This window comes from Vibrio sp. Vb1755, from assembly GCF_033338635.1.
Lineage (GTDB): Bacteria > Pseudomonadota > Gammaproteobacteria > Enterobacterales > Vibrionaceae > Vibrio > Vibrio alginolyticus.
This window is the reverse complement of the sequence record NZ_JAWOTA010000023.1, coordinates 1-24,373: the sequence shown is the minus strand read 5'-3', so window position 1 is coordinate 24,373 and position 24,373 is coordinate 1. Positions and strand designations below refer to the sequence as shown.

Here is a 24,373-nt window from a genome sequence, read left to right as displayed (position 1 = left end):
ATTTGTTTCACGCTCGCCCTTCTCTGTCATAAATCCTTCACCTAGCTTTGCTTAAATCCATCCATTATTTTAGAGTTGGATAGAGTTTGGATCTTGAGACTAAAAGAAACGACCTTAAGTGAAGAGACGTTGACCAATTTAAAAGCGGTCGAGTACCAGTGGGTGAGAACCATGTACGTCGAGGGGTATAACGAAACAGAAATTAATCATTACATTCAAACTTGCTTTGGCGGTGACGTTACCTTTGCTAATCTATTTCGTCGCGTCGCACTGCAGCAAGAAAGTTTGTACACGCTGCTTCAATACGTTGGATGCGCACCTTCCAGCCGAGAGTTTTAATCTCTTCCTTCCCTACCTCAATTTAGCTTTTTACTAAGCTCTAGTTATTTATGTGAAGTGCTACGCAGGGCATTATTCAAGCCCTGTGTAATCCATTGCAAAGCCGCTAATCTCTATCTACTTATTGCACAATTGCCTTTAACAGGCATAAAAAAACCTGAGTCTAAACTCAGGTTATGGTTACAAAAACTGTTAGTGATTGAATCGTAAGGAACTAAGCTAACAGCCAGCTATGCGTAACGCCAATAAAAGCCAAGATATTACTGATCGGCGGCCAAACCAAAATTGTAATATCCGTGCTAAGTATAAGGGCGACCATGTGGTCGCCCTTTTCTAGTTATTCTTATCAATCTCAGACCACAAGAGATTATCCTTTCACACCACCAGCGGTTAGACCACCAACCAACCAGCGCTGCGCAAGTAAGAATACGGCAGTGATTGGCACTGCTGAAAGTACAGCAGCTGCGGCAAAGTCACCCCACAAGTAGTTTTGTGGATATAGGTATTGCTGCATACCCACTGCAAGTGTGTACGAGTCTACATCAGAAAGCAGTAGTGACGCTACAGGAACTTCACCAATTACCATGATGAACGACAAGATGAAGACTACCGCTAGGATTGGCACAGACAGTGGCAGCAATACCAAACGGAATGCTTGCCATGGTGTAGCACCATCAAGAGCCGCTGCTTCTTCTAGAGACGAGTCAATGCTTTCGAAGTAGCCTTTAATGGTCCAAACGTGCAGTGCGATACCGCCTAAGTAAGCGAAGATCAGACCGCCATGCGTGTTCAGACCAAGGAAAGGAATGTACTGACCCAGTTTGTCGAACAACGCGTACAGAGCAACCAGTGCCAACACCGCAGGGAACATCTGGAAGATCATCATCGCTTTAAGAATGGTGTTCTTACCTTTGAACTTCATACGAGCAAACGCGTAAGCCGATGTGGTTGATAGCGCCACGATTAGGATTGCAGAAATACCACCCACTTTTACCGAGTTCCACAACCATGTCATTACTGGGAATGGTGGCGGTGTAACTGTACCGTCTGGATTAGTCACCGAGAAACCTAATGCCAATTTCCAGTGATCAAGTGTTGGGTTGTCTGGGATCAGGCTACCCGTTGCAAAGTTACCTTCACGGAATGAAATCGCGATGATCATCAGTAAAGGGAAAATAATCAGTGCCAAGAATGCCCACATTGCAATATGAGTAGCCCAAACACGATACTTTAATGACTTACCTTGTACCATTGCCATTGTAATTTCTCCTTAGTCCTGAGCTACTTTAGTTACACGTAGGTTGATAAGTGCCAATGCGCCAACCAATAGGAAGATAAGCGTTGCTACCGCACTTGCTAGACCGAAGTCTTGACCGCCAGCACCTTCGAATGCGATTCGGTAGGTGTAACTTACTAGTAGGTCGGTGTAACCCGCAGGCTCTGATGTACCAATCATGTTTGGACCACCGCCAGTCAACAACTGGATAAGTACAAAGTTGTTGAAGTTAAATGCAAAACTCGCGATCAACAATGGTGTTAACGGCTTCAACATCATTGGTAGTGTGATACGTGTAAAGTTCGTGACAAAGTTCGCACCATCAATTGCTGATGCTTCATATAAATCGTCTGGAATCGCTTTTAGTAAGCCCATACACAAAATCATCATGTAAGGGAAACCAAGCCAAGTGTTCACAATTAAGATCATGGTTTTCGCCATGAACGGGTCAGAGAACCAAGCCGGGCTAATGCCGAATAAGCCTTCCAACAACATGTTGATCTCACCAAAGCTTTGGTTAAACAAACCTTTAAAGATCAAGATAGAAATAAACGCCGGAACTGCATAAGGCAGGATTAGCAACAAACGGTAAACTGAGCGACCTTTAAGTGCTTCCCACTGAACCACACTGGCAAGGACAAGACCAATAACAAGCGTAAACAATACGGTTAGCGCAGAGAAAACAATGGTCCAGATAAAGATACTGATAAACGGCTCTTTGATACCATCATCTTTCCAAACACGCTCAAAGTTGTGGGTACCAATGTTCACCACGAAACCTGGTGACACTGTGCTGCCAACAAATTGACCGTTTTCATCGACAGGCTGGTAGTAACCTACTTCCATATTTGGACGTAGCGTTTCTTCAGTCCGGTTGTTGTAAAGCGTTTCACCATCTTCTTGTAATGTGTACAAAGGCACAACTGCAGCAAATTTGCGCAGCCCACTCATACGGATATCATCACCGCTTGGCAAATGTAAATCGACACTGCTCAACGCACTGCGGTTCTTAACAATCGCCTTGATTGATTCTTTTTCACCCGTCACTTCTTCAGTTGGTGAAAGATCAAACTCCGATGCTGAAAGGTTATCAAGCTGAAAAGTCGGGCTTGCAAGTAGCTCACCATCTTTTTCAACCACAAGTTGATGGCCTTGCTCCGTTTTATACAAAGTGAACGGGTAGCTATCACCACTTTGGTAAGTTCGGTCCAAAAGTACGTTCTGAGCGCGATCAAAAGAGAGTTGGTTCTTCGCGCTATAGTTGGTAAACGCCAAACCTATGGTGTACGCCAAAGGAAAAAGAATGAAAAGGATCATCCCTGCTATACCAGGGTAGATGTAACGGTGTGCGTACGTCTTTTTACTACCAAAGATGAACAACGCTAAAGCGGTAAGAATGAGCGTAAGTAGTGCAAACGCAATCTCACCGCGAGAATACATAAGGATTGTTGCGTAGCCATTGATGATGCCGACTGTGCCTAAAAGTGACCATTTCATGAACACTTTTTTGCTGCTCGGAAGGCTGGCTTCTGGTGCTGTCATAGCATTTGTACCTTGAACTGACTGCATAGGGAACCTGCTAGCGAATATAGAATAAATATAGAAAAGTAAGGAGGAGTTGCCTCCTCCTTAAAAAGGTCTTACTTAATTATTTAGTCATTTGTTTTTCTGCATCTGCAAGAGCTGCATCGACAGTTTGACGACCGTCAACTACGTTGATGATTGCGTTCTTAGCCGCACCCCAGAATGCGTTCATTTGAGGGATATTTGGCATGATTTCGCCGTTCATCGCATTATCCATTGTTGCTGCGATACGAGTATCTGAATCTAGCTCACGTTGGAACGAGTTAAGTGCTACCGCACCTAGAGGCTTATCGTTGTTAACCATACGTAGGCCGTCGTTTGTTAGTAGATAGTTCTCAATGAACTCAACTGCTAGGTCTTTGTTTGGAGACGCAGTGCTGATACCAGCCGTTAGAACACCAACGAATGGCTTAGAAGATTGACCTTGGAACTTAGGTAGCGTAGTCACGCCGTAGTTAACGCCAGACTTCTCAATGTTGCCCCAAGACCATGGACCGTTGATCGTCATCGCTGTTTTGCCTTGGTTGAACGCAGACTCAGACACGGAGTAATCCATATCCGCAGAGATTACGCCTTTATCAACTAAGCCTTTTACGAAGCTCATTGCGTCTTTAACGCCTTCTTTCGCGATACCTGCGTCTTTAACATCGTAACCTTCAGAAGTGTATTTAAACGCGTAGCCGCCATCAGCCGCCATTAGTGGCCAAGTGAAGTACGGTTCTTTTAGGTTCCACATGATTGCAGACTTGCCGTCTTTTTTAAGTTTTGCATCTAATGCTGCAACCTCTTCCCAAGACTTTGGTGGGTTTGGAACTAGGTCTTTGTTGTAGATTAGAGATAGAGACTCAACCGCAACTGGATAGCCGATCAATTTGCCGTCGTAACGTACTGCATCCCAAGCGAAATCAACGATACCTTCTTGAATATTCTTAGAAGGTTTAATTTCTGCTAGCAGGCCAGCTTCTGCGTAACCACCGAAACGGTCGTGAGCCCAGAATACGATATCAGGACCGTCGCCAGTCGCTGCAGTTTGAGGGAATTTGTCTTGAAGGCCATCTGGGTGAGCCACAGTCACTTTAATGCCGGTGTCTTCTTCAAATTTCTTACCAACTTCAGCAAGGCCGTTGTAGCCTTTATCACCGTTGATCCAGATAGTAAGTTGTCCTTCTTCGATGGCAGCATTAGCACCAAAAGAACCCAAAGCAACAAGAGTACCTAGTGCTACAGCGCTTAACTTTTTCATGTTCGTATCCTTTTTATATTTTTGATGTAGGGCTAGTCCATTGAGGTTCAGCCGTATTTCGACATATATCATCTGAAATAATCCAATATGTCTCATCCTCCTAATCCCTACGCCCTTACAATTATGACGTATTTTCGTGATCTAAATCGCCAAGGGTAAGAGACTCAAATCACAAAATGGATAGTTCCTGTGATCGGTTTCAACTTTAGGTGGTGCAATAATGTGATTTCCGACCAACTGCTTTCTTCCTCCTCCTTTTTTACTCCTCCCTTTCTACTCCCCCTACAATTATTTCTATTAGGAGGATGTCGCACTACGCACAATCTTAGAAACTGCAGTCATCCAAGAGTGGATGGTAAGAACCCTTTCCCAGCAGTGCCTACGTATTAGGAAAAAGATTTGCTGGTTTTGCATTGCCAGACGAGTGGAATGTCATTATTAGTGTTGTTTGTGGTAATTATTTCACGGGGGAGACAATACGAATAATGTGGGGGAGAGAAACTCGTACTTGGCTATGATGGGTAGCACTTCTATTCAGGACATTTTATTGAAGTGCTACCCTACTTTTCTTACCAACCGCAAGAACTTACCGATTCCTACTGTTACTGCTCGCTAGATAATTCATATAATGATGAGCGGTGAATAATAAAAAATTGATCGAGGACGAGCTACATGGCGAGTGTCACGTTAAAAAATGTTTGTAAAGCGTATGGCGACGTACTGATTTCTAAGAACGTAGACCTAACAATCAACGAAGGTGAATTTGTTGTTTTTGTAGGTCCATCAGGTTGTGGTAAATCTACCCTTTTACGTTGTATTGCCGGTCTTGAAGACATTACTTCAGGTGATTTGTATATTGGTGACCAGCGCATGAATGACGTCGAACCATCCAAACGTGGTGTTGGTATGGTATTCCAGTCTTACGCTCTTTACCCGCACCTTAACTTATATGACAACATGTCATTTGGCTTGAAACTAGCAAAAGCAGACAAAGCAGAAATCGACAAGCGTGTTGAACAAGCAGCAGAAATCCTACAACTAGGCCACTTGCTTGAGCGCCAACCAAAAGCACTTTCTGGTGGACAGCGTCAACGTGTGGCGATTGGCCGAACATTGGTATCGCAGCCAAATGTATTCCTTCTAGACGAGCCACTATCAAACTTGGATGCGGCACTGCGTGTAAACATGCGTGCACAAATTACTAAGCTACAACGCCAACTTGGTTGTACCATGATCTACGTAACGCACGATCAGGTAGAAGCGATGACAATGGCAGATAAAATCGTTGTACTAGACGGCGGTTATGTATCGCAAGTTGGTAAGCCGCTTGAGCTTTACCATTACCCACAAAACCGCTTTGTAGCTGGCTTTATCGGTTCTCCGAAAATGAACTTCATGAGCGTATTCATTGATGAAGTAGAAGCAGAGCGCGTCAAAGTTCAACTATCTAACGGCGTATCTTTCTGGATTCCGGTGGATGGTACAACAGTTAACCGCGGCGACCGAATGTCTTTAGGCATTCGCCCTGAGCACCTATTATCCGCTTCTGAAGCTGATGCAAGTATTCACGGTGAAGTGATGATTGTTGAGAAGCTAGGTAACGAAACTCAAGTATACCTAAACCTAGAAGGTGCGGACGCCGACGTTATTTTCCGTCAGCCTGACACGCTTGCAGTCGACACTGGCGATAAAATCGAGATCGGTATTCCAGCTCATCGTTGTCACCTGTTCCACAGTGATGGTCGCGCATGCCGCCGCCTATACAAAGAAAACGGCGTAGAAGTCGAATAATTCATTCGTCCTTACTCAAAAAAATCCCTCTCAAGTGAGAGGGATTTTTTTATCTTAATAAATATCAGCAATTCGATACTAAATCATTAATCGTGAACGAATCAAATCACCCGTTTCTTCTACCCTCACATAAACCATTGTCTTTGTACTGATACTTCATTTTTAATACTTTTCCTCATTCCTCATAAGTAAGTACCAGCTTTTTCCTAACCCGCCAAACTTAGCCAAAGGGCTAAATATCATTCTTATTTCCACTTACCTCAACAAAGCAAATTTTTACACTTATCAACGAAATTACACGTGACAAAAAACTCAGCAGCATTCCACAGAATGCTCTGTGCACTAACTACTAATAACGTTCACGACACGGCAATTGGGGAAGACACCCAAGGGCGGTAGCGTGTCAGAAGGGAAACTGAGTCATGAAACAAAAAGGACTTATCCGCTCTCATGAGATGGAGTTCGCTTTTTTATATCGCATCTCAGATCTTGCTGTCATCGTCTCTTTTATGCTGCTTTTAGTGTTCAAAGACATGAATACTGCGATGGGGAAAGATTACGTCATATTGGCTTTCGTTGGAGGCATCTCTTTTCTATTTATGGCAGAAAGCGGCAATCTGTATCGCTCTTGGCGAACCAGTTCGTTTAAAGAGCAGATGTTTATTGTCTGTGTTTCTTGGGCGGTGACTTCTGCACTTATCTTTATTGTGCTGTATTTTTCTGAAGTCCATACCTTATTTGATAACACAATTTTAGTGCTGTGGTTTGCGATTACGCCCGCTCTGCTCTTAGCATGGCGAGTAACATTCCGTACCGGATTAGCCTATTTGAGAAAAAAAGGATTCAACACTCGCACTGCGATCATCATCGGCCAAACTCCTCACGGCATTACCCTAGCTAACGAAATTCAAAACCACACAGAACACGGCGTGCTTTTTGATGGCTTTTACGACGAACGATCTTCCGACAGATTGCCAAATTCTAATTATCCTATTAAAGGAGCTGTTGACCACGCCCTTGAGCGAGCTAAAAAAGGGGAAGTAGATTACGTCTATATCGCGATGCCAATGCACGCAAAAGAGCGCATTGCGTCACTTCTTAACCAATTCTCAGATACCACCGCAAATACGTATCTGATTCCCGACTTCTTCACTTATAACCTTTTACATTCTCGTTGGGCGCAGATCGGCCAAGTTCAAACACTAAGTGTCTTTGATACACCTTTTGCTGGAATTTCTTCTTGGGTAAAACGGTTTGAAGACATCTTGTTTTCGAGCATTATTTTGGTCTTAATCGCCCCTATTCTATTCGTCATTGCGATTGGCATTAAGGCAACGTCTAAAGGCCCTGTCATCTTTAAACAACATCGGTACGGTCTTGATGGACGCAAGATTGAAGTCTGGAAGTTCCGTTCAATGACAACCATGGATCAAGGTTCCAACGTGAAACAGGCGACAAAGAACGATCCTCGTATTACGCCTTTTGGCGGATTTCTACGTCGCACCTCTTTGGACGAACTACCTCAATTTATCAATGTACTGCAAGGGACCATGTCTATTGTCGGCCCACGCCCTCATGCCGTGGCACACAATGAAGAATACCGTCAGATCGTGGATCGCTACATGCTACGTCACAAAGTAAAACCAGGCATTACTGGCTGGGCACAGATTAATGGTTATCGCGGCGAAACCGACACCTTAGAAAAAATGGAAAAGAGAGTCGAGTTTGATTTGGATTACATCCACCATTGGTCGGTTTGGATGGACATCAAAATCATCTTTATGACCGTTTTCAAAGGCTTCACTGGTGCTAACGCTTACTAAGGTTGAGATTATGAAGAAACTGACAATGGCAATAGCATTGAGTCTGTTTTCTACTGACTTGCTCGCAGAACCGATGGCTTACCAAACCGAGTCTGGTATAGAGTTGATTCCCCTCGTAAAAACTTTCTACGAGGGAGATGACAACATCAATAAAGCGGAAAAATCCGGCAATGTGGAATCGGTCAATATTTGGGGTATAGAACCAAGCTTACTAGCACGTATAGAACGGAATCGCTATCGCGCAGATATTTTATATAAGTTAAAAGCTGGCTTTTCATCTGACGATCGCAACGACTTCGACGACCACACTTTTCAGTTTTCCAACTTTTTCGAATTTAATCATCGTCATCGTTTAGTGGTTGATTACCGTTTTCGCGCCCAGCATGAAGTTCGAGGAGAAGATATTACCGAAGGTAATGGTAGCGCAATCGACTCACCAATAGAGTTCAACCGTAACGATGTAAAAACCAATTATGTCTTTGGATCTAACGGTGCCAAAGGCAGACTCGAATTCGGTTTAGGCTATAGTGATAAAACCTATCAAAACTATCGTGACGGCTTGCCTGGGCGCCCAAACGCTAAAACTAAATACAACGATTTTCGAGCTCCCAATGCACATTTGGAGTTCTATTTAAGAGCGACGCCAAGAACCTATTGGTTAGTCGGAACAAACCAAATCGTAACCGAGTATCAGCATCGAAATTCTGCGCAACCATCGAAAGATAACAACACCAGTTTCTATTACACCGGTGCCGAATGGGAAGTCACAGGAAAAACCAAAGGCATCGCTCGACTCGGTTATCAAATCAAAGATTTTGACAGCGCTCAACGAGAGACATTTAAAGGCTTTAGTTGGGATATCGGCTTTGAATGGTTGCCTCAAGAACAAACTCTAGTCAGCGTGAAAACCACTCAAGCGGCGGTTAACCCCGATCAAGATGGCGATTACAACCTACAAACTCGTTACCGACTGAACCTGAAGCACGATTGGAATAGTTACCTTGCAACTCGCTTAGGTGCTGTTTATCAACAAGATGATTACACGGGAATCTCCAGAAACGACGATCGGTACACTCTATCTTTTGGTATCGATTATCAGATCAAACGTTGGATACAGCTGCAAGCCGATTGGCAATACCAAGATAAAAACTCTAGCCGATCGGATTATAGCTTCGAACAAAATATTTGGACTTTAAGCGCACAGTTTTCTCTGTAAAAAGGATTATTAATGAAGGCATTCATCAAATTCATGAGTGTAGCGTTGTTGCTATTTAGCACTTTGGTCAACGCTGACTCAAACGAGGAAGATTACTTACTCGATACTGGCGATACCATTTCCGTGCAGGTCTATGGTGAAGAAGATCTTACGATTAAAAATATTCTAATAACGTCAGATGGCTACTTTGATTACCCCTACCTTGGCCGAATTAAAGCAATCAAAAAAACACCAAAACAACTCAAGTACGAAATAGAAACGGGCTTAAAAGGCGATTATCTCATCAATCCAAAAGTGATGGTCACCATCAATAACTTTCGTCTGTTTTACGTTAATGGAGAAGTCAGGAAACCTGGTGGATTTGAGTACCGTCCAGGGTTAACCATAGAGAAGGCCATCGCTCTAGCAGGTGGCTTGACCGACAGAGCCTCACGCAAAGGCATTAACCTCACCAAGCATAAAACAGGTCAAACGATGGAGGGGGTCAGTATGCACCGCAACGTTGAACCTGGTGACATTGTATTTATTGACCAGAGCTTCTTTTAAGTGACAGGGAATCAAATGAACGGGACTCATCCAAATAATCTCCAGATGAACAAAGTAGAACTGATTCGTTTTGGCCATCACTTCAAAGCGATTAAAAAGAATTGGCTAAGCATCGCAGCATTCACGCTTCTGTTCTCATTAACTTGTACTTGGTATATCTACTCCAAAGCATCGATATACCAAGCTACAGCTACGCTACTCATCCAAGAGGAGCAAAAAAGCGCCCTTTCAATCGAGGAAGTATATGGCGTCGACACGACAAAAAAAGAGTACTTTCAAACGCAAATCGCCATTTTAAAATCGAATCATATTGCAGATAAGGTCATTAGAGAGCTGAACCTCACCCAATTACCTGAATTCACAAGCTCAGGGGGGTTAAATAAAAAAATCGACCAAATAAAGTCGATTCCTTTTGTTCAAGACCTACTGAATGTGGCACCAAGCCCAAAAGAAACCGCCCAGTTTTCAGAGTCCTATTATCAGGCACTTCAAGCTTTCAGAAGTAAACTCGATATTGAGCCAGTACGTAACACCCAATTAGTCAGAATTCGCTTTCGTTCTACCGATCCTAAGCTTGCGACGACAATCGCCAACGCGGTCGGCCAAGCCTACATTGACGCAAATTTTGAAGCCAAACTGGTCGTTACACAAAATGCGGCTACTTGGTTGACAAATAACTCTCAAAAATTGGAGGAGCGATTGCGTAACTCGGAGCAAGCGCTGCAAGAATTCTTGTTAAAAGAAGGGTTGATCGATATAAACGGTATTGATGAAATTTACGCAAATGAGCTAGAAGAACTCACTCGCAAGCTGAATATCGCTGTTAATAAGCGTATTGAAGCGCAGACGTTAATCCAACTGTTACGACGTAAATCTTCGCAAAGTTTAGACAGCTTGTTGTCAATTGATGAATTCGCTAATCAAGCGCAAATCCGCGATCTAAAATTGTCGGAAGCACAGGCAGCCAAAAATCTCTCTGAACTGGCACAGCGCTACGGACCTAAACATGATCGAATGATTCAGGCGAAAGCACAGCTTGCTGAAATTCAATCAAGAACCCAGCAACTCATCCGTGACATTTCCTTCAGTAAGCAACAAGACCTTCTTGCTGCAAAAGCGCAAGAGGACATGCTTCGAGCAGAACTCGATAACAAAAAGTCAGACTTCCAATCGTTAGGGTCACAAAAAGCGCGTTACGAACAGTTAAAACGCGAGGTTGAATCTAATAAGGCACTCTATGAAGCGTTCTTAAATCGTGAGAAAGAGACCAACGCCACCAGCGACTACAAGAATGTCACTGCTCGCTTTACTGATAAAGCCATCATTCCTCTATTCCCGGTGGCACCACAACGAATCAAACTGGTACTGATTGCCACCTTTTTTGGCTTTGCCATTGCTTGCGCTCTAGTCATCATCTTAGAAACGATGCGAGAAGTTATCCGAAGCACAGCCGATGTGCAGGAAAAACTTGGTGTTACGTGTTTAGGTGTGATTCCTATGGTCAAAAAACGCAATTTGCGTAAAAACGGCGTCAGTTATACCGCGTATTTAGATGATGAAGAAAAGCTATTTAGTGAAGCTTGCCGCTCCGTCAGAACCTCGCTTCTGCTCAGATTAACCAACACGAAGCAAAAGATATTGCCCTTTACCTCTGCTATTCCAGAAGAAGGAAAAACATCAACCAGTATCAATATGGCGGTGTCGTTTTCAAAAATGGAAAAGGTATTGATCATCGACTGCGATTTACGTCGACCTTCCATAGCAAAGCGATTCGGTATTGCTGAATCAAGCCCTGGCTTAACGCATATCCTGACGATGGATACGCCAATCAAAGATTGTGTTACACATATAAAAGAAGCCAACTTAGATGTATTATCGGCCGGCCTAATTCCGCCAAACCCACAGGAATTATTGGCTTCTGATCGCTTTAAAAAGTTGCTCGAACATTTTCAAAATAAGTATGACCGGATCATTATCGATACACCGCCCCTACTGTCAGTGAGTGACGCACTTATTCTTGGTCAGTATGCCAATGGTCTGATTACCGTCATTCGCTCAGAATCGACAAAATCATCACTGGTTAACCTTGCGTTATCTAAACAAATACAACACTCAGTTCCATCTCTTGGCGTCTTAATCACACAAGCCAAGGCCAAGGAAGGAGAGACGCTTTATGTCCAGAAATACGCCTACTAACGTAAACCTATCTTGGTACCAAACGTTGAAAAGCCAAGAACAGCCGGTATTGATCTATCAAATGGGCAAAGTAGGTTCGAGTGCATTAGAGCATTCCATTCCTGACTCGATTCACTTGCACGACCTTATGACCGTCGATGCGCAAAAACAAATATCCCCCGTTAGAGCGCAATTGCATAAGCCTCAGATCAATGCGTTAAAGCGACGACTAAAGCGTATAACGATGAGCCATATGTTAAAGCGCAAAAAAAAAGTTCGAATTATCTCGCTGGTGCGTGAACCGATCGGACGAAATGTCTCAATGTTCTTTCAAGCACTTCCTTTTTGGATGGCGGACAAATATCTAAAGGATGACAGCGCAATACGTACCGAACGACCGCAATTACTCCAAGAAGCATTTGATAAGCACATGAATCATCAATATGCGCTGCAGTGGTTTGACAACGAGATCAAACAACTAACAGGGATTGATGTGTTTAACGAGTCTTTTAATCACGAAGTAGGCTATCAAACATACCATAACAATAACTTCTCACTGTTGGTCATTCGAAGTGACAAGCTAACGAAGGCTAACTCCGCAGTTGAAGACTTTTTAGGTTACCCCGTGGATGTTGTTTATGAAAATCAATCAGACAACAAATGGTACTCGCCACTAATGAAAGAATTCAAAACGCAATTTCAACCTACACCCGAGTACGTTGAAGAAATGCTGAATTCTAAATTGACGAAGCACTTTTTCTCAAATGCAGAAATCACCGACCTTAAACAGCAATATCTGACCAATTAATCATGAAAACCAAGATTCTACATATTATTAATGATCTTTCTCAGAACGGCGGTGCTCAGAAGTTCTTAGTCGACCTTGTTTTAGAACATAAGCCTGAATACGAAATCAAAATTTTGGTCTTGTGTGATGAAAATGATTACTTACCAATGCTATCCGCCCAAGGGATAGAGTGTTTTAACTGGCGCACATTGTCATTGAGTGAGAAATTCTCTTTGCTGCGTTGGCCGGATGTCGTTCACGGGCACCTCTACCCTTCCATTTACCTAGCGCTATTGGCGGTAGGTAAAAAACGAATCCAGACTGAGCACTGTTCTTATAACCGTCGACGTGACTATCCGCTGTTTAAGTTCATGGAATACGTCTTGTATTGGGGCCACGACTTGACGGTCAGTATTAGTGAAAAAGTACAAGATGAACTGGTGAAGTTCATGCCTCGCTACCAACACAAATATCACGTGGTGCACAATGGCGTTGATTTAAAAAGGTTTTCTATGACGCCAAGATGCGCCAGCCACCTAATCGACAAACCAGTTATCAAGATTGGAATGGTGGGCCGACTTCACCAACATAAAGATCATGAAACGCTTATCCAAGCACTTATCCATTTACCAAGACGATACGAACTCCACCTTGCGGGAGATGGAGAAAAAAAATCGTCACTGCAAGCATTGGCAACAAAAATCAACGTCGCGCAACGTGTTCACTTTCATGGCGTAGTTTCTGACGTTCCAGCCTTTTTGAACGACATGGATATTTACGTGCAATCGTCGCACGTCGAAGGCTTTGGTTTGGCGGCGGTTGAGGCGATGGCAGCAGGCTTACCCGTACTATCGTCGGACGTACCTGGTTTGGATGACGTCACCGGACGTGCCGAATATTTATTTCAAGTTGGTAACGTCACTGAACTGAGCCAAAAAGTTCTCCAGCTGTGTGAAAGTGTTGAGCGGTATGACGCTGCAAGTCAATACTCAGTCAATAGGGCCTCTCTCTACACCATCGATAAATTTCGTGAAGGTTACTATGGAATCTACCAGCAGCTTTGCGCCAACAAATAGTTCCGCGCCATCGAGCCATCGCGCCTCATTGCTTGCAGCATGCCTATTAGCATTGTTCTTTATTCCTATGAAGTTTCGTGCTGGAGGAATAGCGCTAGCCCCATCTGACATCGCAAGCCTTTTGTCCATTGGTTTTACTGCATTAGTGGTATTGGAAGGAAAAGCTGAAAAACTCATGCATCCCTGTATGGGGTTCCTCGTATTGTTCACTGGGTATGTGTTCATAAATGGTCTGCTAAATCGCGTCCCTTTAATGCCGCTAGTTATAGAAACTGTGCAATGGTTAGCGATTTTGTGCCTACTGAGCCTGATGTACGCCTATGGCGTGTTTGATGACGAACGGGTAATGGTTTATTTCACGTATCTGTTGTTTTTCATCTGTACGCTCGTTGCCTTATGGCACTTTGCTCAGGGCTATCAAAGCGGGTTTAAGTTACTCGGGGTAAGTAAATACGGGTTCGGTGTACTGTGCTCGCTACTGTACCTTTATCGAGATAAAATTCGCGCTTTCCACCTTTTGATGCTCGTAGCTTTAGTATTACTGGTGTTGTCACAAGAAAGAAAAGCGCTACTTGGTTTTTGTCTGCTTTTCTTCTTTGACCAACTGCTCGTAAAAAACTTAATGAGAAAATCGCTCAGCGAAACGTACACGTGGACGATTTTATTAGCCTTAAGCTTCACTGTGTTTACTGCCGTCACAACCACACTCTACGTTGGGTTTGAAACGCTAGCAGACACATTGGAAATAACCCAAGAAGACGTCTTATTTGCCAACCAAAGTGAAGCACGCTGGGTATCGAATCTTCATAGAAAACTTTTACTTGCCAATGGGCTAGATATTTTACTTCAACACCCAGTGTTAGGTGTCGGCGCGAAAATGTTACCCAACTTTATGATCAGTTACTTTAATTATGATGAGCTGGCGATCTACACCCACAACTTTGTGTTAGATACCGCAATTGAATACGGATTGCTTGGTATCGGTCTGCTGTTTGGTGGTTATTTTCTTTTTATTCGCTTTTGCTTCCGTAGTCTTAATGAAAACAGAAAAAGCCTATTACTTGCGATATACGCCCTCATCATGGTGTTTTTCGTTGCGGTAAACACCACCATAATTTTAATACTCTTATTACCCGTCATGATCAGCATGAGCAACGACTCAAGGGCCATTGCTCATACTTTTCCGGTAAACCATCACCACGAATATGAATAATCAAGGATAGGATAGATGAAGTATTCAATCTCTCGACAATTTGAAAAGAACCGAGAACTCCAAGCTGATAATTTTGTTTTAGTTTACCAAATGGGCAAAGTTGGCTCCTCATCAATTGAGCACACGCTAGGGGAGAAAAATATCCCGAGCTATCACATCCACACCTTTGATGATCACGAAGAATTTCACATGTATCACAATAAAAAAGACGTGAGTAAATTCTTCGACTTCCGAAACCGCGCACTCTATCGCTTAGTGCTCAAGCAGCGAAAACGTATCTTACAAAAACGCGAGCAGATTAAAATCGTTACGCTGGTCCGCGATCCAATCGCAACTGTCTTTTCTCGCTTCTTTCAAGATCTCCATTTGCAATTTATCGAAGGCAAAAAGAACGATGCAATTCACCGAGATATGGAAGTCACGTATCAGCACCTCGAGCATTGCTTTGATAACTATATCAATCTCAACTATTTTGCGGACTGGTTCGACAACGAGTTAAAGCGTAATTTCAATATCGATGTGATGCGCCAAGAGCTGGACAACACTCAACCTTTCTTCACATTCCAGAACGATCAGGCCAACGTCATGCTAATCAAATGCGAACAGCTCAGTTCTCTTGATAAAGAAATCGGTGAGTTTCTTGAGTTGCAAGACTTCGTGCTGAAAAACAGCAACGAAGCGAAAAACAAGTGGTACTCCAATATCCACCAACACTTTAAGAATCACTACGACTTCTCAAAACTGTTCTATATGTACGATCTTCCCTTGTATCGCCACGTTTATTCAGAGCAAGAGCGTGATGCTTTTAAACACAAATGGATGCAAACACCAGGGACAAAATCATCATGAAGAAAGTGCTCCATGTTACAGAAGCGTTTGGAGGTGGCGTTCAAACCGCCCTCTATAGTTATGTTCACTCATCCAGAGACGAGCCTTACCAGCATTTCTTGCTAGCCAGAGCCCGAGAAAACGACTTAACCAATGAGAACAACCACCACATTTTCGTACAGACAAAGTGGGTAGAAGGCGGCTTGCTTCAATTTATTCGCGATGCAAACCACATGATTGCATCACTTGGTCCCGACGTCGTGCATTTGCACTCGAGTAAAGCAGGATTTCTCGGCCGATTTCTAAAGCTTGGCAAGGCACGCTTGGTTTACACACCGCACTGTTATGCCTTCGAACGTGAAGATATCTCAGAGCTTGCACGCCAGATCTATAAAGCACTAGAGAAAGTAAAACTGAGCAAAATTGATGTGGTTGCAGGCTGTAGCCAACGAGAGTGTGGCCTAGCCATTAGCATTGGTGCGAAACATGCCGAACTGCTCAACAACTACGTGTCTTATCAAAGTGAAGATCGTATAGAGCGAGACAAGCAAGAAGCGCTGAAGCTCGTTGTACTTGGCCGTGTCGCGCCCCAAAAAGATCCTCAGTTTCTTATCAGCACATTGCAGTTCCTTAATCGGTATGCGCTTAACCGCCCGATAGAGATCACATGGATAGGTGGCGGTGACCAAGTACTCGAACAGAAATTACGTACTGAAAATGTGGATGTAACGGGTATGCTGCCTCGCGATGAGGTAGTTGAAAAGCTCAAAGGTTCAGACCTTTATCTACACACTGCAGCATGGGAAGGGATGCCGTTAACCATTCTAGAAGCATCCAAGTTACATCTTCCTATGGTTATTCGGACCATCGGCGCAACCAAAGATCTCAACTACCCGTTTTTAGCGCTCACACCTGAAGAAATGGCCAAGCAGATCGCGCATTGTGTCAATCATTATGAAGAGATCGATTTTCGCCAATATACAGCAGAATTAAACGATGCCTTCAGTGAAGAAAAGCAGCGCCTCGCACTCAATAATATTTACGGTTAAATGCCCCTATGTTTCACACTGTTCAACAAAAATTACTGTTGATGCCCAGCGGTAAAAAAAGCTTGTTATCTACTGGATTAAAAACCGCAATCACGCGTGTGTTGAGTGCGCTATTTGCTTTTTTACTGACTCTGATTGTATCGAAGACCAGTGACGCTTCGACGGCCGGTCAATTCTTCTTTTTATTCAACCTAGTCTCGCTACTCGCCATCGTTTCTCAGCTAGGTTTTGATGTCTCGTTAGTTCGTTACAATGCGATCGCTTTTAATAACAAAGAGAAGCTTGAACAAAGCCAAAACTATAAAACCGCACTTTATCGAAGTATGGCATTTTGCTTGCTCGCCATAGGCGTTTTGTTGGCAGCGTTTAATCTGTTTCCAGAACAGCTAAACCAGACTCAATCACCAATGTATGCGATTACTTTATGCTTGCTTTGCATACCTTTCTTGGTGCTTGCGCAAACCAACAGTCGGGTGCTTCAAGCATGTAGAAAAGTTGTATCATCTCTGTTTGCGTTGCAGCTTGGGGTAAGCATGTTGATGGTCATTTTTGTCTTTGCCCTAGACTATATCGGTCAGCAAAATATCAACAATCTAATGACCGCACTGCTTTTAGCGAGCATAGGTGTCGCGGTCATATCTAGTGCCAATTGGCTTGGCTCAGATCAATATCAAACATCGGCTTTCGTACCAAACAAAAAAATGGTCGCTTCTGCCAAGCAAGTCTGGGTTGGCAGTATCTTCACGAATGTTCTTCAATGGGGAAGCCTTGTTATTGCGGGCTTTTTTATCTCAACAGCGGAAATCGGTTTGTTAGCCGCAGCCCAACGCACATCACTACTGATTGGCTTTGTGCTGATTACCATTAACTTTGTGGTCGCCCCGATGTTTGCCTCTCTCTACAAAGAGCGTCAAATGCTCAAACTGCAGAACCTGAGCCGCTTGGCGTGCCGAGCCAATGTTGGTTTAGCGATTGTACCCGTAGTTATTTGCACCCTCTTCCCCGAGTTTGTAATGCAGTTTTTTGGTGAGGAGTTTCTCGCCGCGGCGCCACTATTAGTCGTCCTTTCTCTGGGGCAGTTAGTCAATGTTGCGACTGGTTCAGTAGGGTTTTTATTATTAATGAGCGGTCATGAGAGAACCATGAAATACATTACAATTTCCTCCGGTACGGTGTCTATCTGCCTACTTGTTACGCTTTGCCAAATGTTTGGGGTGATTGGTGCAGCGTGGGCAATGGCAATTGGCATGGCTATCCAGAATTTAGCTGCACTGTACTTTGTAAAACGTTACTTAGGCTTCTTTCCAATAGGTTAATTATGGCTTTAATACTGGCACGCACGAGTTTTGTTTTAGTCCTGATGCTAACCGCTTCACTCTCTTTGTGGAAAAGCTCTGACCTACACCATACTGCTTACCTGCAAATGGAAACCTACTTAGGCGGATCGAGTACGCTTCACTTTACTTTCAGTTTATTGATCGGCTTTTTATCGGTTTTCACGTTCCCTTCTCTGGTGAGCTCGAATAAAACCGACGTTTTTGGGATTCGTCTTTTGCTACTGCTGTTGGCTATCGTTTCAATGGAAGAAATAAGCCAACTTTTTATTCCAAATCGATCATTTAGTTTTGATGATCTCAGCACCAACTGGATAGGCGTTATCTCAGGTTACTTTAGTGCCAAGTTAATTCGCTTCATCCGCACTCGATCGTTCTAGTAATACAGGAATCTCTGGGGGATTTGGGTATATAATTGCGCCAAACATCCAGACTAACGAGTACATCATGCCATCTCATCCAACCAAGATTACTTTTTTTGAATTCTTAACCCCGTTGATCACGTCAGGCAAAAAGACGATAACGATTCGAGATGAATCAGAAAGCCATTACGTTCCCAATACAGAAGTCGAAGTTTTTACCTTAGAAACGGATCGTAAAGTCTGCGATATCAAGATACGTTCTGTAGAACCACTTCACTTTGAAGATATTAATGAGTTTCATGCAGAACAAGAAGCCATCGAACTACCAAAACTCAAGCAGTTAATTCGAGAAATCTACCCAAATACCGACACGCTCTTTGTTATTGAGTATGAGCTGATTAAATAACCCACAACAAACACTAGACGACTGGTCTAATTCATTCTATAGTACACTCCATGAACGCAAAGACGAATGACACACGCCAACATATTCTCGACGTCGGATACGAGTTGATCGTAAACCGAGGGTTCACGAGTGTTGGTCTTTCAGAGCTGTTAAAAAAGGCCGCAGTGCCAAAAGGCTCGTTTTATCATTACTTCAAGTCCAAAGAACAATTTGGTGAAGCGATGATTCAAGACTACTTTACTAAGTATTTTGAGCGTTTAAACGCACGCTTTACCAATACTGAACTGAGTGGCTACCAACGCCTAATGAGCTATTTCGAAGAAATGGTCAAAGTAGAAGACGACGTGTGTAATGCGAACAAATGTTTATTGGTCAAGTTAAGTGCAGAAGTCTCCGATCTCTCTGAGTCAATGCGCTTGGCATTACGCCAAGGAGCAGACAAAACCATTCAAGCGATAGCGGATTGCATAGACATCGGCATTCAAGATGGCTCAATCCCCAATGGTGACAGTGCGTTATTAGCAAGGCAGATATACTACCTTTGGAATGGCGCTAGCTTGCTGAACAAACTTTATCAAGATCAGGCAGCATTGACGCAAAGTCTGACCTATACTCAACACTTACTGCAGAATACGCGCACTTGTCCATAACAGGCGGCGTGGAAGCAGAATGAACACCCTACACGCGTTTCACTGTCAGAAAAAGCGTCAGTGTTAACACAGTAAACCTTCCCGCTTTACATAAGCGGGATATTTTGAAATGAATACTAGACGACCGGTCTAATCAACAAGTGAGATAGATATGACTAACGCAACAAATCGCAGAATAGTACTCGCGTCACGTCCCCATGGTGCACCGACACAAGAAAACTTTCGTTTAGAAGAGGTAACGAAACCGACTCCGAAAGAGGGTGAAATGCTATTGAGAACGGTTTATTTATCTCTAGATCCATACATGCGTGGTCGCATGAGTGATGCCGAATCATACGCTGACCCTGTTGCAATTGATGACGTAATGGTCGGTGGTACAGTTTGTCAGGTAGAAGCATCAAACCACCCAGATTACGAAGCAGGTGAATGGGTTCTTGCCTACACTGTTGGCTGGCAAGACTACGCTATCTCAACTGGTGAGATGGTCATTAAACTTGGTAAAGAACCGCAAAATCCTTCTTACGCGCTAGGCGTTGCAGGTATGCCAGGATTTACCGCGTACATGGGTTTACTCGACATTGGTCAGCCAAAACCAGGGGAAACCATCGTGGTAGCAGCTGCTACGGGGCCTGTAGGCGCAACAGTTGGTCAAATTGGTAAAATCAAAGGTTGCCGAGTTGTTGGTATAGCAGGCGGAGACGAAAAATGCCGTTACGCTAAAGAGGTGCTTGGTTTCGATGAGTGTATTGATCACAAAGCTGAAGATTTTGCAGAACAACTGAAAAATGCCTGTGACAAAGGTATTGATGTTTACTTCGAAAACGTAGGTGGCAAAGTATTCGAGGCTGTAATGCCACTTCTGAATACAAATGCGCGTATCCCACTTTGTGGTTTGGTTTCTCAGTACAACGCGACAGAGCTGCCTGAAGGTACCGACCACCTTCCATTACTAATGGGTAAGCTCCTGACCAAACGAATCAAGGTGCAAGGCTTCATCATTTTTGATGATTACGGACATCGTTACGGTGAATTTGCGCAAGATATTAATCAATGGTTGGCAGAAGGAAAGATCCAATACCGCGAACATCTAGTACAAGGACTGGATAATGCGCCAGAAGCATTCATCGGTCTGTTGGAAGGTAAGAATTTCGGCAAACTTGTAGTACAGATTAACGACCCATTATAAAAAGGGATATGTAAATGATTAAACTTCACCACCTCAATCAGTCTCGTTCAAAGCGCATCATTTGGTTACTTGAAGAGCTAGATGTAAATTACGAGATTGTACCCTATGTCCGTGATTCCGTGACCTTCATGGCACCGCCAGAACTAAAAAGTGTTCACCCATTAGGGAAGTCACCTGTTCTTGAAGATAACGGCGAGATTATCATTGAGTCAGGTGCAATGACCGAATATTTGATTGAGAAATACAGTGACGGAGCCTTTGCTCCTGAGCGTGGTACAAAAGCACACACAGAATATTTGCAATGGATGCACTTTGCAGAAAGCTCTGCAATTTTACCTATGCTGCTAAAAATCTTCGTAAGCAAAGAGCCAAATGAAACTCAGTTTTTATCAGGCTATGCCGACAAGGAAGCAATGAATGTACTAGGCTACTTCGAGCAATCTTTAGAAGGCAAAACTTACCTAGTAGAAGAGCGTCTGACTGGCGCAGACATCATGATGTCTTTCATTGTCGAATTGGTTCAAAAGTTTGGTTTAGTTAATCACTTCCCTAATATTGAACGTTATGGGAAACAGCTCGCGACACACCCAGCATTTGCAAAAGCTGAACAACTTGAAGTGAAGTACTCTTAATTACTTCGCCCCTTTGATGACGCGTAAAACTTCATTTAAGGGGCGATATTACTAACATCGTAGACACGCTAACTGGATAGCGCTCCCCCCAGTCAATCGCTTTCGAGAACGTCGATTGTTATGTCAATCAAGCTAATGTAGTAAATTTCTGATTCTAATATAGTTTCGACCATAGTCACCATCTATTGAATTGATAAGCAATATCAGTTTTCTCCCCCAGCTTTTCCGTAATAACCTCCTCTACAGTTTCTAAGGTATTGAACCCTGGAGGGGGAAGAAAAATGACAAACAAGAAATTGACTACAGCAGCAGGTTGCCCTGTCGCACATAACCAAAACGTTATGACTGCAGGTCCTCGTGGCCCTCAACTATTACAAGACGTTTGGTTCCTTGAAAAATTGGCACACTTTGACCGCGAAGTGATCCCAGAGCGTCGTATGCACGCAAAAGGTTCTGGTGCTTACGGTACGTTCACAGTAACGCACGACATCACAAAATACACTCGCGCTAAGATCTTCTCTGACATCGGCAAAAAAACAGAACTATTCGCTCGCTTCACTACCGTAGCTGGTGAGCGCGGTGCAGCAGACGCAGAACGTGACATCCGTGGTTTCGCACTAAAATTCTATACTGAAGAAGGTAACTGGGACTTGGTTGGTAACAACACACCAGTATTCTTCCTACGTGACCCACTAAAATTCCCAGACCTAAACCACGCAGTAAAACGCGACCCTCGCACTAACATGCGTAGCTCTACCAACAACTGGGATTTCTGGACATCACTACCAGAAGCATTCCACCAAGTGACTATCGTAATGAGTGACCGTGGTATCCCCGCTTCTTACCGTCATATGCATGGTTTTGGTAGCCACACATTCAGCTTCATCAACGCAGAAAACGAGCGTTACTGGGTGAAATTCCACTTCAAAACTCAGCAAGGCATCAAAAACCTAACTGACCAAGAAGCAGAAGCAATCGTAGGTAAAGACCGCGAAAGCCATCACCGTGACCTCTACGAAGCGATTGAGCGTCAAGACTTCCCTAAATGGAAGATGTACGTACAGATCATGCCTGAGCTAAAAGCGGATGAAGTCAACTTCAACCCATTCGACCTAACACGTGTATGGTCTCAAAAAGACTACCCACTGATCCCAGTTGGTGAGTTCGAACTGAACCGTAACGCAGAAAACTTCTACGCAGAAGTTGAGCAATCAGCGTTTAACCCAGCAGCAGTTGTACCTGGTATCGGCTTCTCTCCAGATAAAATGCTACAAGGTCGTCTGTTTGCTTACGGCGATGCTCAGCGTTACCGTCTAGGTGTGAACCATCATCAAATCCCAGTGAACGCACCTCGTTGCCCTGTTCACAGCTACCACCGCGATGGCGCAATGCGCGTTGATGGCAACTTTGGTTCAACACTAGGTTACGAACCAAACTACAAACAAGAATGGGCAGAGCAACCAGATTACTCTGAGCCACCTCTACGCATCAACGGCAACGCTGATCACTACGATCATCGTGTAGACGAAGACTACTTCAGCCAAGCGGGTGACCTATTCCGTCTGATGAGCGAAGAGCAACGTCAAACTCTGCTCGATAACACAGCTCGCGCAATGGACGGTGTACCAGAGTTCATCCAACAGCGCCACGTTCAACACGCATACCAAGCGGACGAGGCGTACGGCAAAGGTCTTGAAATTGCACTAGGCTTAAACAAGTAAGCGAACGCTGTAATCATTACACTGTGTGATTTAAAGACGAAAAAAAGGAGGTGCTCTACAGCACCTCCTGATTTCAAATCACTAATCCTTAATCACAAGTCATAAACCATGCTCAAGGAGGTTCATTATGATTAACTTAGATTTCTTTAAGCTCTTTAATACCAAAGAACTGTTTATCTATTACTGATTCATCAACTACTGATTTTTAGCGACCGCTTTGATCAGTACTGATGTATCCATGCGACCTAAACCATCACGTTGAAGGTCTGCGTATTGCTCATCCACTTTCTTAGTCAGTGGAAGTTCTAGACCCACTCGCTCAGCTTCTTGCAGACAGAAACCTAAGTCTTTGCGCATCCAATCAATAGCGAAGCCAAAATCGAACTTGTCTTCAGCCATCGTATTTGCGCGGTTTTCCATCTGCCAAGAACCTGCAGCGCCATGCTTAAGCGTTTCTACAACTTGAGCGATGTCCAAGCCTGATTTTTGTGCCAGCAACAAAGCTTCACTCAGACCTTGTAAAACGCCTCCAATACAGATTTGGTTTACCATCTTACAGCGTTGACCCTGACCGTTTTCACCCAGTAGCGTCATCTGCTTCGCGTACACATCCATCGCCGGAGACACACGGTCAAAAATGCTTTGTTCACCACCACACATGATGGTTAGAACACCATTTTCTGCGCCTGCTTGACCACCAGAAACTGGCGCATCAATGAAGTGATTACCATACTTAGCACACGCTTCAGCCAGCTCAACCGCTAGGTCTGCAGAAGTGGTCGTGTGGTCCACTAGCACTGCATCCGCTTTCAAGCCGACCAGAATGCCCTCTTCACCGTAAACAACGCTACGAACGTCATCATCATTACCCACACAGGTAAAAACGATGTCACAGCCTTCTGCCGCTTCACGTGGTGTTTCACAAGCTACGCCTTGGTATTCTTCAGCCCATTTGTCGGCTTTCGCTTTTGTGCGGTTGTATACTTTGGTTTCAAAGCCCGCTTTACTTAGGTAACCAGCCATTGGGTATCCCATCACTCCCAGACCAATAAATGCTACTCGTTGTTTTTCCATTGCACGCTTCCCTTAGTTCACCTGACTGAAATGTTTCGTAACATGCTACTAAAGAATTGAAA

At 43.8% G+C, this 24,373-nt stretch carries 22 protein-coding genes; 18 read left to right on the top strand and 4 right to left on the bottom strand.

The genetic code is table 11. The features are described 5' to 3' along the window. The first annotated feature begins 93 nt into the window (after positions 1-93). The gene (locus tag R7E00_RS17535) at positions 94-339 is read left to right on the top strand and encodes a hypothetical protein (protein ID WP_005375277.1); all 246 of its coding nucleotides are present in this window, start codon (positions 94-96) and stop codon (positions 337-339) included. Positions 340-706: 367 nt separating this feature from the next. Here R7E00_RS17535 and malG read toward each other — a convergent pair whose 3' ends face one another. The 3 genes from malG to malE form a co-directional block, all read right to left on the bottom strand. Further along, a complete protein-coding gene (gene malG, locus R7E00_RS17530) occupies positions 707-1,597 on the bottom strand; it encodes a maltose ABC transporter permease MalG (RefSeq protein ID WP_005375275.1) in 891 nt (296 codons plus the stop codon). 12 nt (positions 1,598-1,609) lie between these two features. After that, positions 1,610-3,184: a maltose ABC transporter permease MalF gene (malF, locus tag R7E00_RS17525; RefSeq protein ID WP_191116396.1), complete on the bottom strand. Its 1,575-nt coding sequence runs from the start codon at positions 3,182-3,184 to the stop codon at positions 1,610-1,612. A gap of 79 nt (positions 3,185-3,263) precedes the next feature. Further along, positions 3,264-4,442, bottom strand: a complete 1,179-nt coding sequence (gene malE, locus R7E00_RS17520; protein ID WP_005375272.1) for a maltose/maltodextrin ABC transporter substrate-binding protein MalE — start codon at positions 4,440-4,442, stop codon at positions 3,264-3,266. Positions 4,443-5,114: 672 nt separating this feature from the next. Here malE and malK point away from each other — a divergent pair. The 17 genes from malK to R7E00_RS17435 all read left to right on the top strand — a co-directional run bounded on the left by malK (position 5,115) and on the right by R7E00_RS17435 (position 23,237). After that, positions 5,115-6,233 (top strand): maltose/maltodextrin ABC transporter ATP-binding protein MalK, encoded by a 1,119-nt coding sequence (gene malK, locus R7E00_RS17515; RefSeq protein WP_005375271.1) that lies wholly within the window; start codon positions 5,115-5,117, stop codon positions 6,231-6,233. A gap of 422 nt (positions 6,234-6,655) precedes the next feature. Next, entirely contained in the window at positions 6,656-8,056 is a 1,401-nt protein-coding gene (locus R7E00_RS17510) for an undecaprenyl-phosphate glucose phosphotransferase (protein WP_213907579.1), read from the top strand. 10 nt (positions 8,057-8,066) lie between these two features. Continuing rightward, the gene (locus tag R7E00_RS17505) at positions 8,067-9,272 is read left to right on the top strand and encodes an outer membrane beta-barrel protein (protein WP_017635284.1); all 1,206 of its coding nucleotides are present in this window, start codon (positions 8,067-8,069) and stop codon (positions 9,270-9,272) included. A gap of 12 nt (positions 9,273-9,284) precedes the next feature. Continuing rightward, positions 9,285-9,818: a polysaccharide biosynthesis/export family protein gene (locus R7E00_RS17500; protein ID WP_005375265.1), complete on the top strand. Its 534-nt coding sequence runs from the start codon at positions 9,285-9,287 to the stop codon at positions 9,816-9,818. A 15-nt stretch (positions 9,819-9,833) separates the two neighbouring features. Beyond that, positions 9,834-12,014, top strand: a complete 2,181-nt coding sequence (locus R7E00_RS17495) for a GumC family protein (protein WP_005385847.1) — start codon at positions 9,834-9,836, stop codon at positions 12,012-12,014. After that, positions 11,992-12,801, top strand: a complete 810-nt coding sequence (locus R7E00_RS17490; RefSeq protein WP_005385848.1) for a putative capsular polysaccharide synthesis family protein — start codon at positions 11,992-11,994, stop codon at positions 12,799-12,801. Before R7E00_RS17495 ends, R7E00_RS17490 begins: the two co-directional genes overlap by 23 nt. A gap of 2 nt (positions 12,802-12,803) precedes the next feature. After that, the gene (locus tag R7E00_RS17485) at positions 12,804-13,856 is read left to right on the top strand and encodes a glycosyltransferase (RefSeq protein ID WP_005385849.1); all 1,053 of its coding nucleotides are present in this window, start codon (positions 12,804-12,806) and stop codon (positions 13,854-13,856) included. Continuing rightward, a complete protein-coding gene (locus R7E00_RS17480; protein WP_104980115.1) occupies positions 13,822-15,069 on the top strand; it encodes an O-antigen ligase family protein in 1,248 nt (415 codons plus the stop codon). Before R7E00_RS17485 ends, R7E00_RS17480 begins: the two co-directional genes overlap by 35 nt. Positions 15,070-15,084: 15 nt before the next feature. Further along, positions 15,085-15,918 carry a putative capsular polysaccharide synthesis family protein gene (locus tag R7E00_RS17475; RefSeq protein ID WP_005375258.1) on the top strand — a complete coding sequence of 278 codons (834 nt, stop codon included), beginning with the start codon at positions 15,085-15,087 and terminating at the stop codon, positions 15,916-15,918. Beyond that, positions 15,915-16,946: a glycosyltransferase family 4 protein gene (locus R7E00_RS17470; protein ID WP_262605981.1), complete on the top strand. Its 1,032-nt coding sequence runs from the start codon at positions 15,915-15,917 to the stop codon at positions 16,944-16,946. The genes R7E00_RS17475 and R7E00_RS17470 overlap by 4 nt, the downstream gene beginning before the upstream one ends. A gap of 8 nt (positions 16,947-16,954) precedes the next feature. Next, on the top strand, positions 16,955-18,262 hold the full coding sequence (locus R7E00_RS17465) for an oligosaccharide flippase family protein (protein ID WP_042521586.1): 1,308 nt from the start codon (positions 16,955-16,957) through the stop codon (positions 18,260-18,262). 2 nt (positions 18,263-18,264) lie between these two features. Then, on the top strand, positions 18,265-18,660 hold the full coding sequence (locus R7E00_RS17460; RefSeq protein ID WP_053350073.1) for a VanZ family protein: 396 nt from the start codon (positions 18,265-18,267) through the stop codon (positions 18,658-18,660). 67 nt (positions 18,661-18,727) lie between these two features. Then, positions 18,728-19,048, top strand: a complete 321-nt coding sequence (yqfB, locus tag R7E00_RS17455) for a N(4)-acetylcytidine aminohydrolase (RefSeq protein WP_005385855.1) — start codon at positions 18,728-18,730, stop codon at positions 19,046-19,048. A 50-nt stretch (positions 19,049-19,098) separates the two neighbouring features. Next, positions 19,099-19,698, top strand: a complete 600-nt coding sequence (locus tag R7E00_RS17450; protein ID WP_005385858.1) for a TetR/AcrR family transcriptional regulator — start codon at positions 19,099-19,101, stop codon at positions 19,696-19,698. Positions 19,699-19,849: 151 nt separating this feature from the next. Continuing rightward, entirely contained in the window at positions 19,850-20,884 is a 1,035-nt protein-coding gene (locus tag R7E00_RS17445; RefSeq protein WP_005385860.1) for an NADP-dependent oxidoreductase, read from the top strand. Positions 20,885-20,898: 14 nt separating this feature from the next. After that, positions 20,899-21,516, top strand: coding sequence for a glutathione S-transferase family protein (locus R7E00_RS17440; RefSeq protein WP_005375238.1), 618 nt, complete (start codon positions 20,899-20,901; stop codon positions 21,514-21,516). A gap of 281 nt (positions 21,517-21,797) precedes the next feature. Beyond that, positions 21,798-23,237 (top strand): catalase, encoded by a 1,440-nt coding sequence (locus R7E00_RS17435; RefSeq protein ID WP_258672946.1) that lies wholly within the window; start codon positions 21,798-21,800, stop codon positions 23,235-23,237. A 195-nt stretch (positions 23,238-23,432) separates the two neighbouring features. Here the strand turns inward: R7E00_RS17435 and R7E00_RS17430 are convergent, their stop codons facing one another. Next, positions 23,433-24,311 (bottom strand): NAD(P)-dependent oxidoreductase, encoded by an 879-nt coding sequence (locus R7E00_RS17430; RefSeq protein WP_005375233.1) that lies wholly within the window; start codon positions 24,309-24,311, stop codon positions 23,433-23,435. Positions 24,312-24,373 lie beyond the last annotated feature (62 nt).

Coding starts and splice junctions, on each gene's coding strand:
- malG (WP_005375275.1), bottom strand. CDS start 1,597: ATGGCAATGGTACAAGGTAAGTCATTAAAGTATCGTGTTTGGGCTACT.
- malF (WP_191116396.1), bottom strand. CDS start 3,184: ATGCAGTCAGTTCAAGGTACAAATGCTATGACAGCACCAGAAGCCAGC.
- malE (WP_005375272.1), bottom strand. CDS start 4,442: ATGAAAAAGTTAAGCGCTGTAGCACTAGGTACTCTTGTTGCTTTGGGT.
- malK (WP_005375271.1), top strand. CDS start 5,115: ATGGCGAGTGTCACGTTAAAAAATGTTTGTAAAGCGTATGGCGACGTA.
- R7E00_RS17510 (WP_213907579.1), top strand. CDS start 6,656: ATGAAACAAAAAGGACTTATCCGCTCTCATGAGATGGAGTTCGCTTTT.
- R7E00_RS17505 (WP_017635284.1), top strand. CDS start 8,067: ATGAAGAAACTGACAATGGCAATAGCATTGAGTCTGTTTTCTACTGAC.
- R7E00_RS17500 (WP_005375265.1), top strand. CDS start 9,285: ATGAAGGCATTCATCAAATTCATGAGTGTAGCGTTGTTGCTATTTAGC.
- R7E00_RS17495 (WP_005385847.1), top strand. CDS start 9,834: ATGAACGGGACTCATCCAAATAATCTCCAGATGAACAAAGTAGAACTG.
- R7E00_RS17490 (WP_005385848.1), top strand. CDS start 11,992: ATGTCCAGAAATACGCCTACTAACGTAAACCTATCTTGGTACCAAACG.
- R7E00_RS17485 (WP_005385849.1), top strand. CDS start 12,804: ATGAAAACCAAGATTCTACATATTATTAATGATCTTTCTCAGAACGGC.
- R7E00_RS17480 (WP_104980115.1), top strand. CDS start 13,822: ATGGAATCTACCAGCAGCTTTGCGCCAACAAATAGTTCCGCGCCATCG.
- R7E00_RS17475 (WP_005375258.1), top strand. CDS start 15,085: ATGAAGTATTCAATCTCTCGACAATTTGAAAAGAACCGAGAACTCCAA.
- R7E00_RS17470 (WP_262605981.1), top strand. CDS start 15,915: ATGAAGAAAGTGCTCCATGTTACAGAAGCGTTTGGAGGTGGCGTTCAA.
- R7E00_RS17465 (WP_042521586.1), top strand. CDS start 16,955: ATGTTTCACACTGTTCAACAAAAATTACTGTTGATGCCCAGCGGTAAA.
- R7E00_RS17460 (WP_053350073.1), top strand. CDS start 18,265: ATGGCTTTAATACTGGCACGCACGAGTTTTGTTTTAGTCCTGATGCTA.
- yqfB (WP_005385855.1), top strand. CDS start 18,728: ATGCCATCTCATCCAACCAAGATTACTTTTTTTGAATTCTTAACCCCG.
- R7E00_RS17450 (WP_005385858.1), top strand. CDS start 19,099: ATGAACGCAAAGACGAATGACACACGCCAACATATTCTCGACGTCGGA.
- R7E00_RS17445 (WP_005385860.1), top strand. CDS start 19,850: ATGACTAACGCAACAAATCGCAGAATAGTACTCGCGTCACGTCCCCAT.
- R7E00_RS17440 (WP_005375238.1), top strand. CDS start 20,899: ATGATTAAACTTCACCACCTCAATCAGTCTCGTTCAAAGCGCATCATT.
- R7E00_RS17435 (WP_258672946.1), top strand. CDS start 21,798: ATGACAAACAAGAAATTGACTACAGCAGCAGGTTGCCCTGTCGCACAT.
- R7E00_RS17430 (WP_005375233.1), bottom strand. CDS start 24,311: ATGGAAAAACAACGAGTAGCATTTATTGGTCTGGGAGTGATGGGATAC.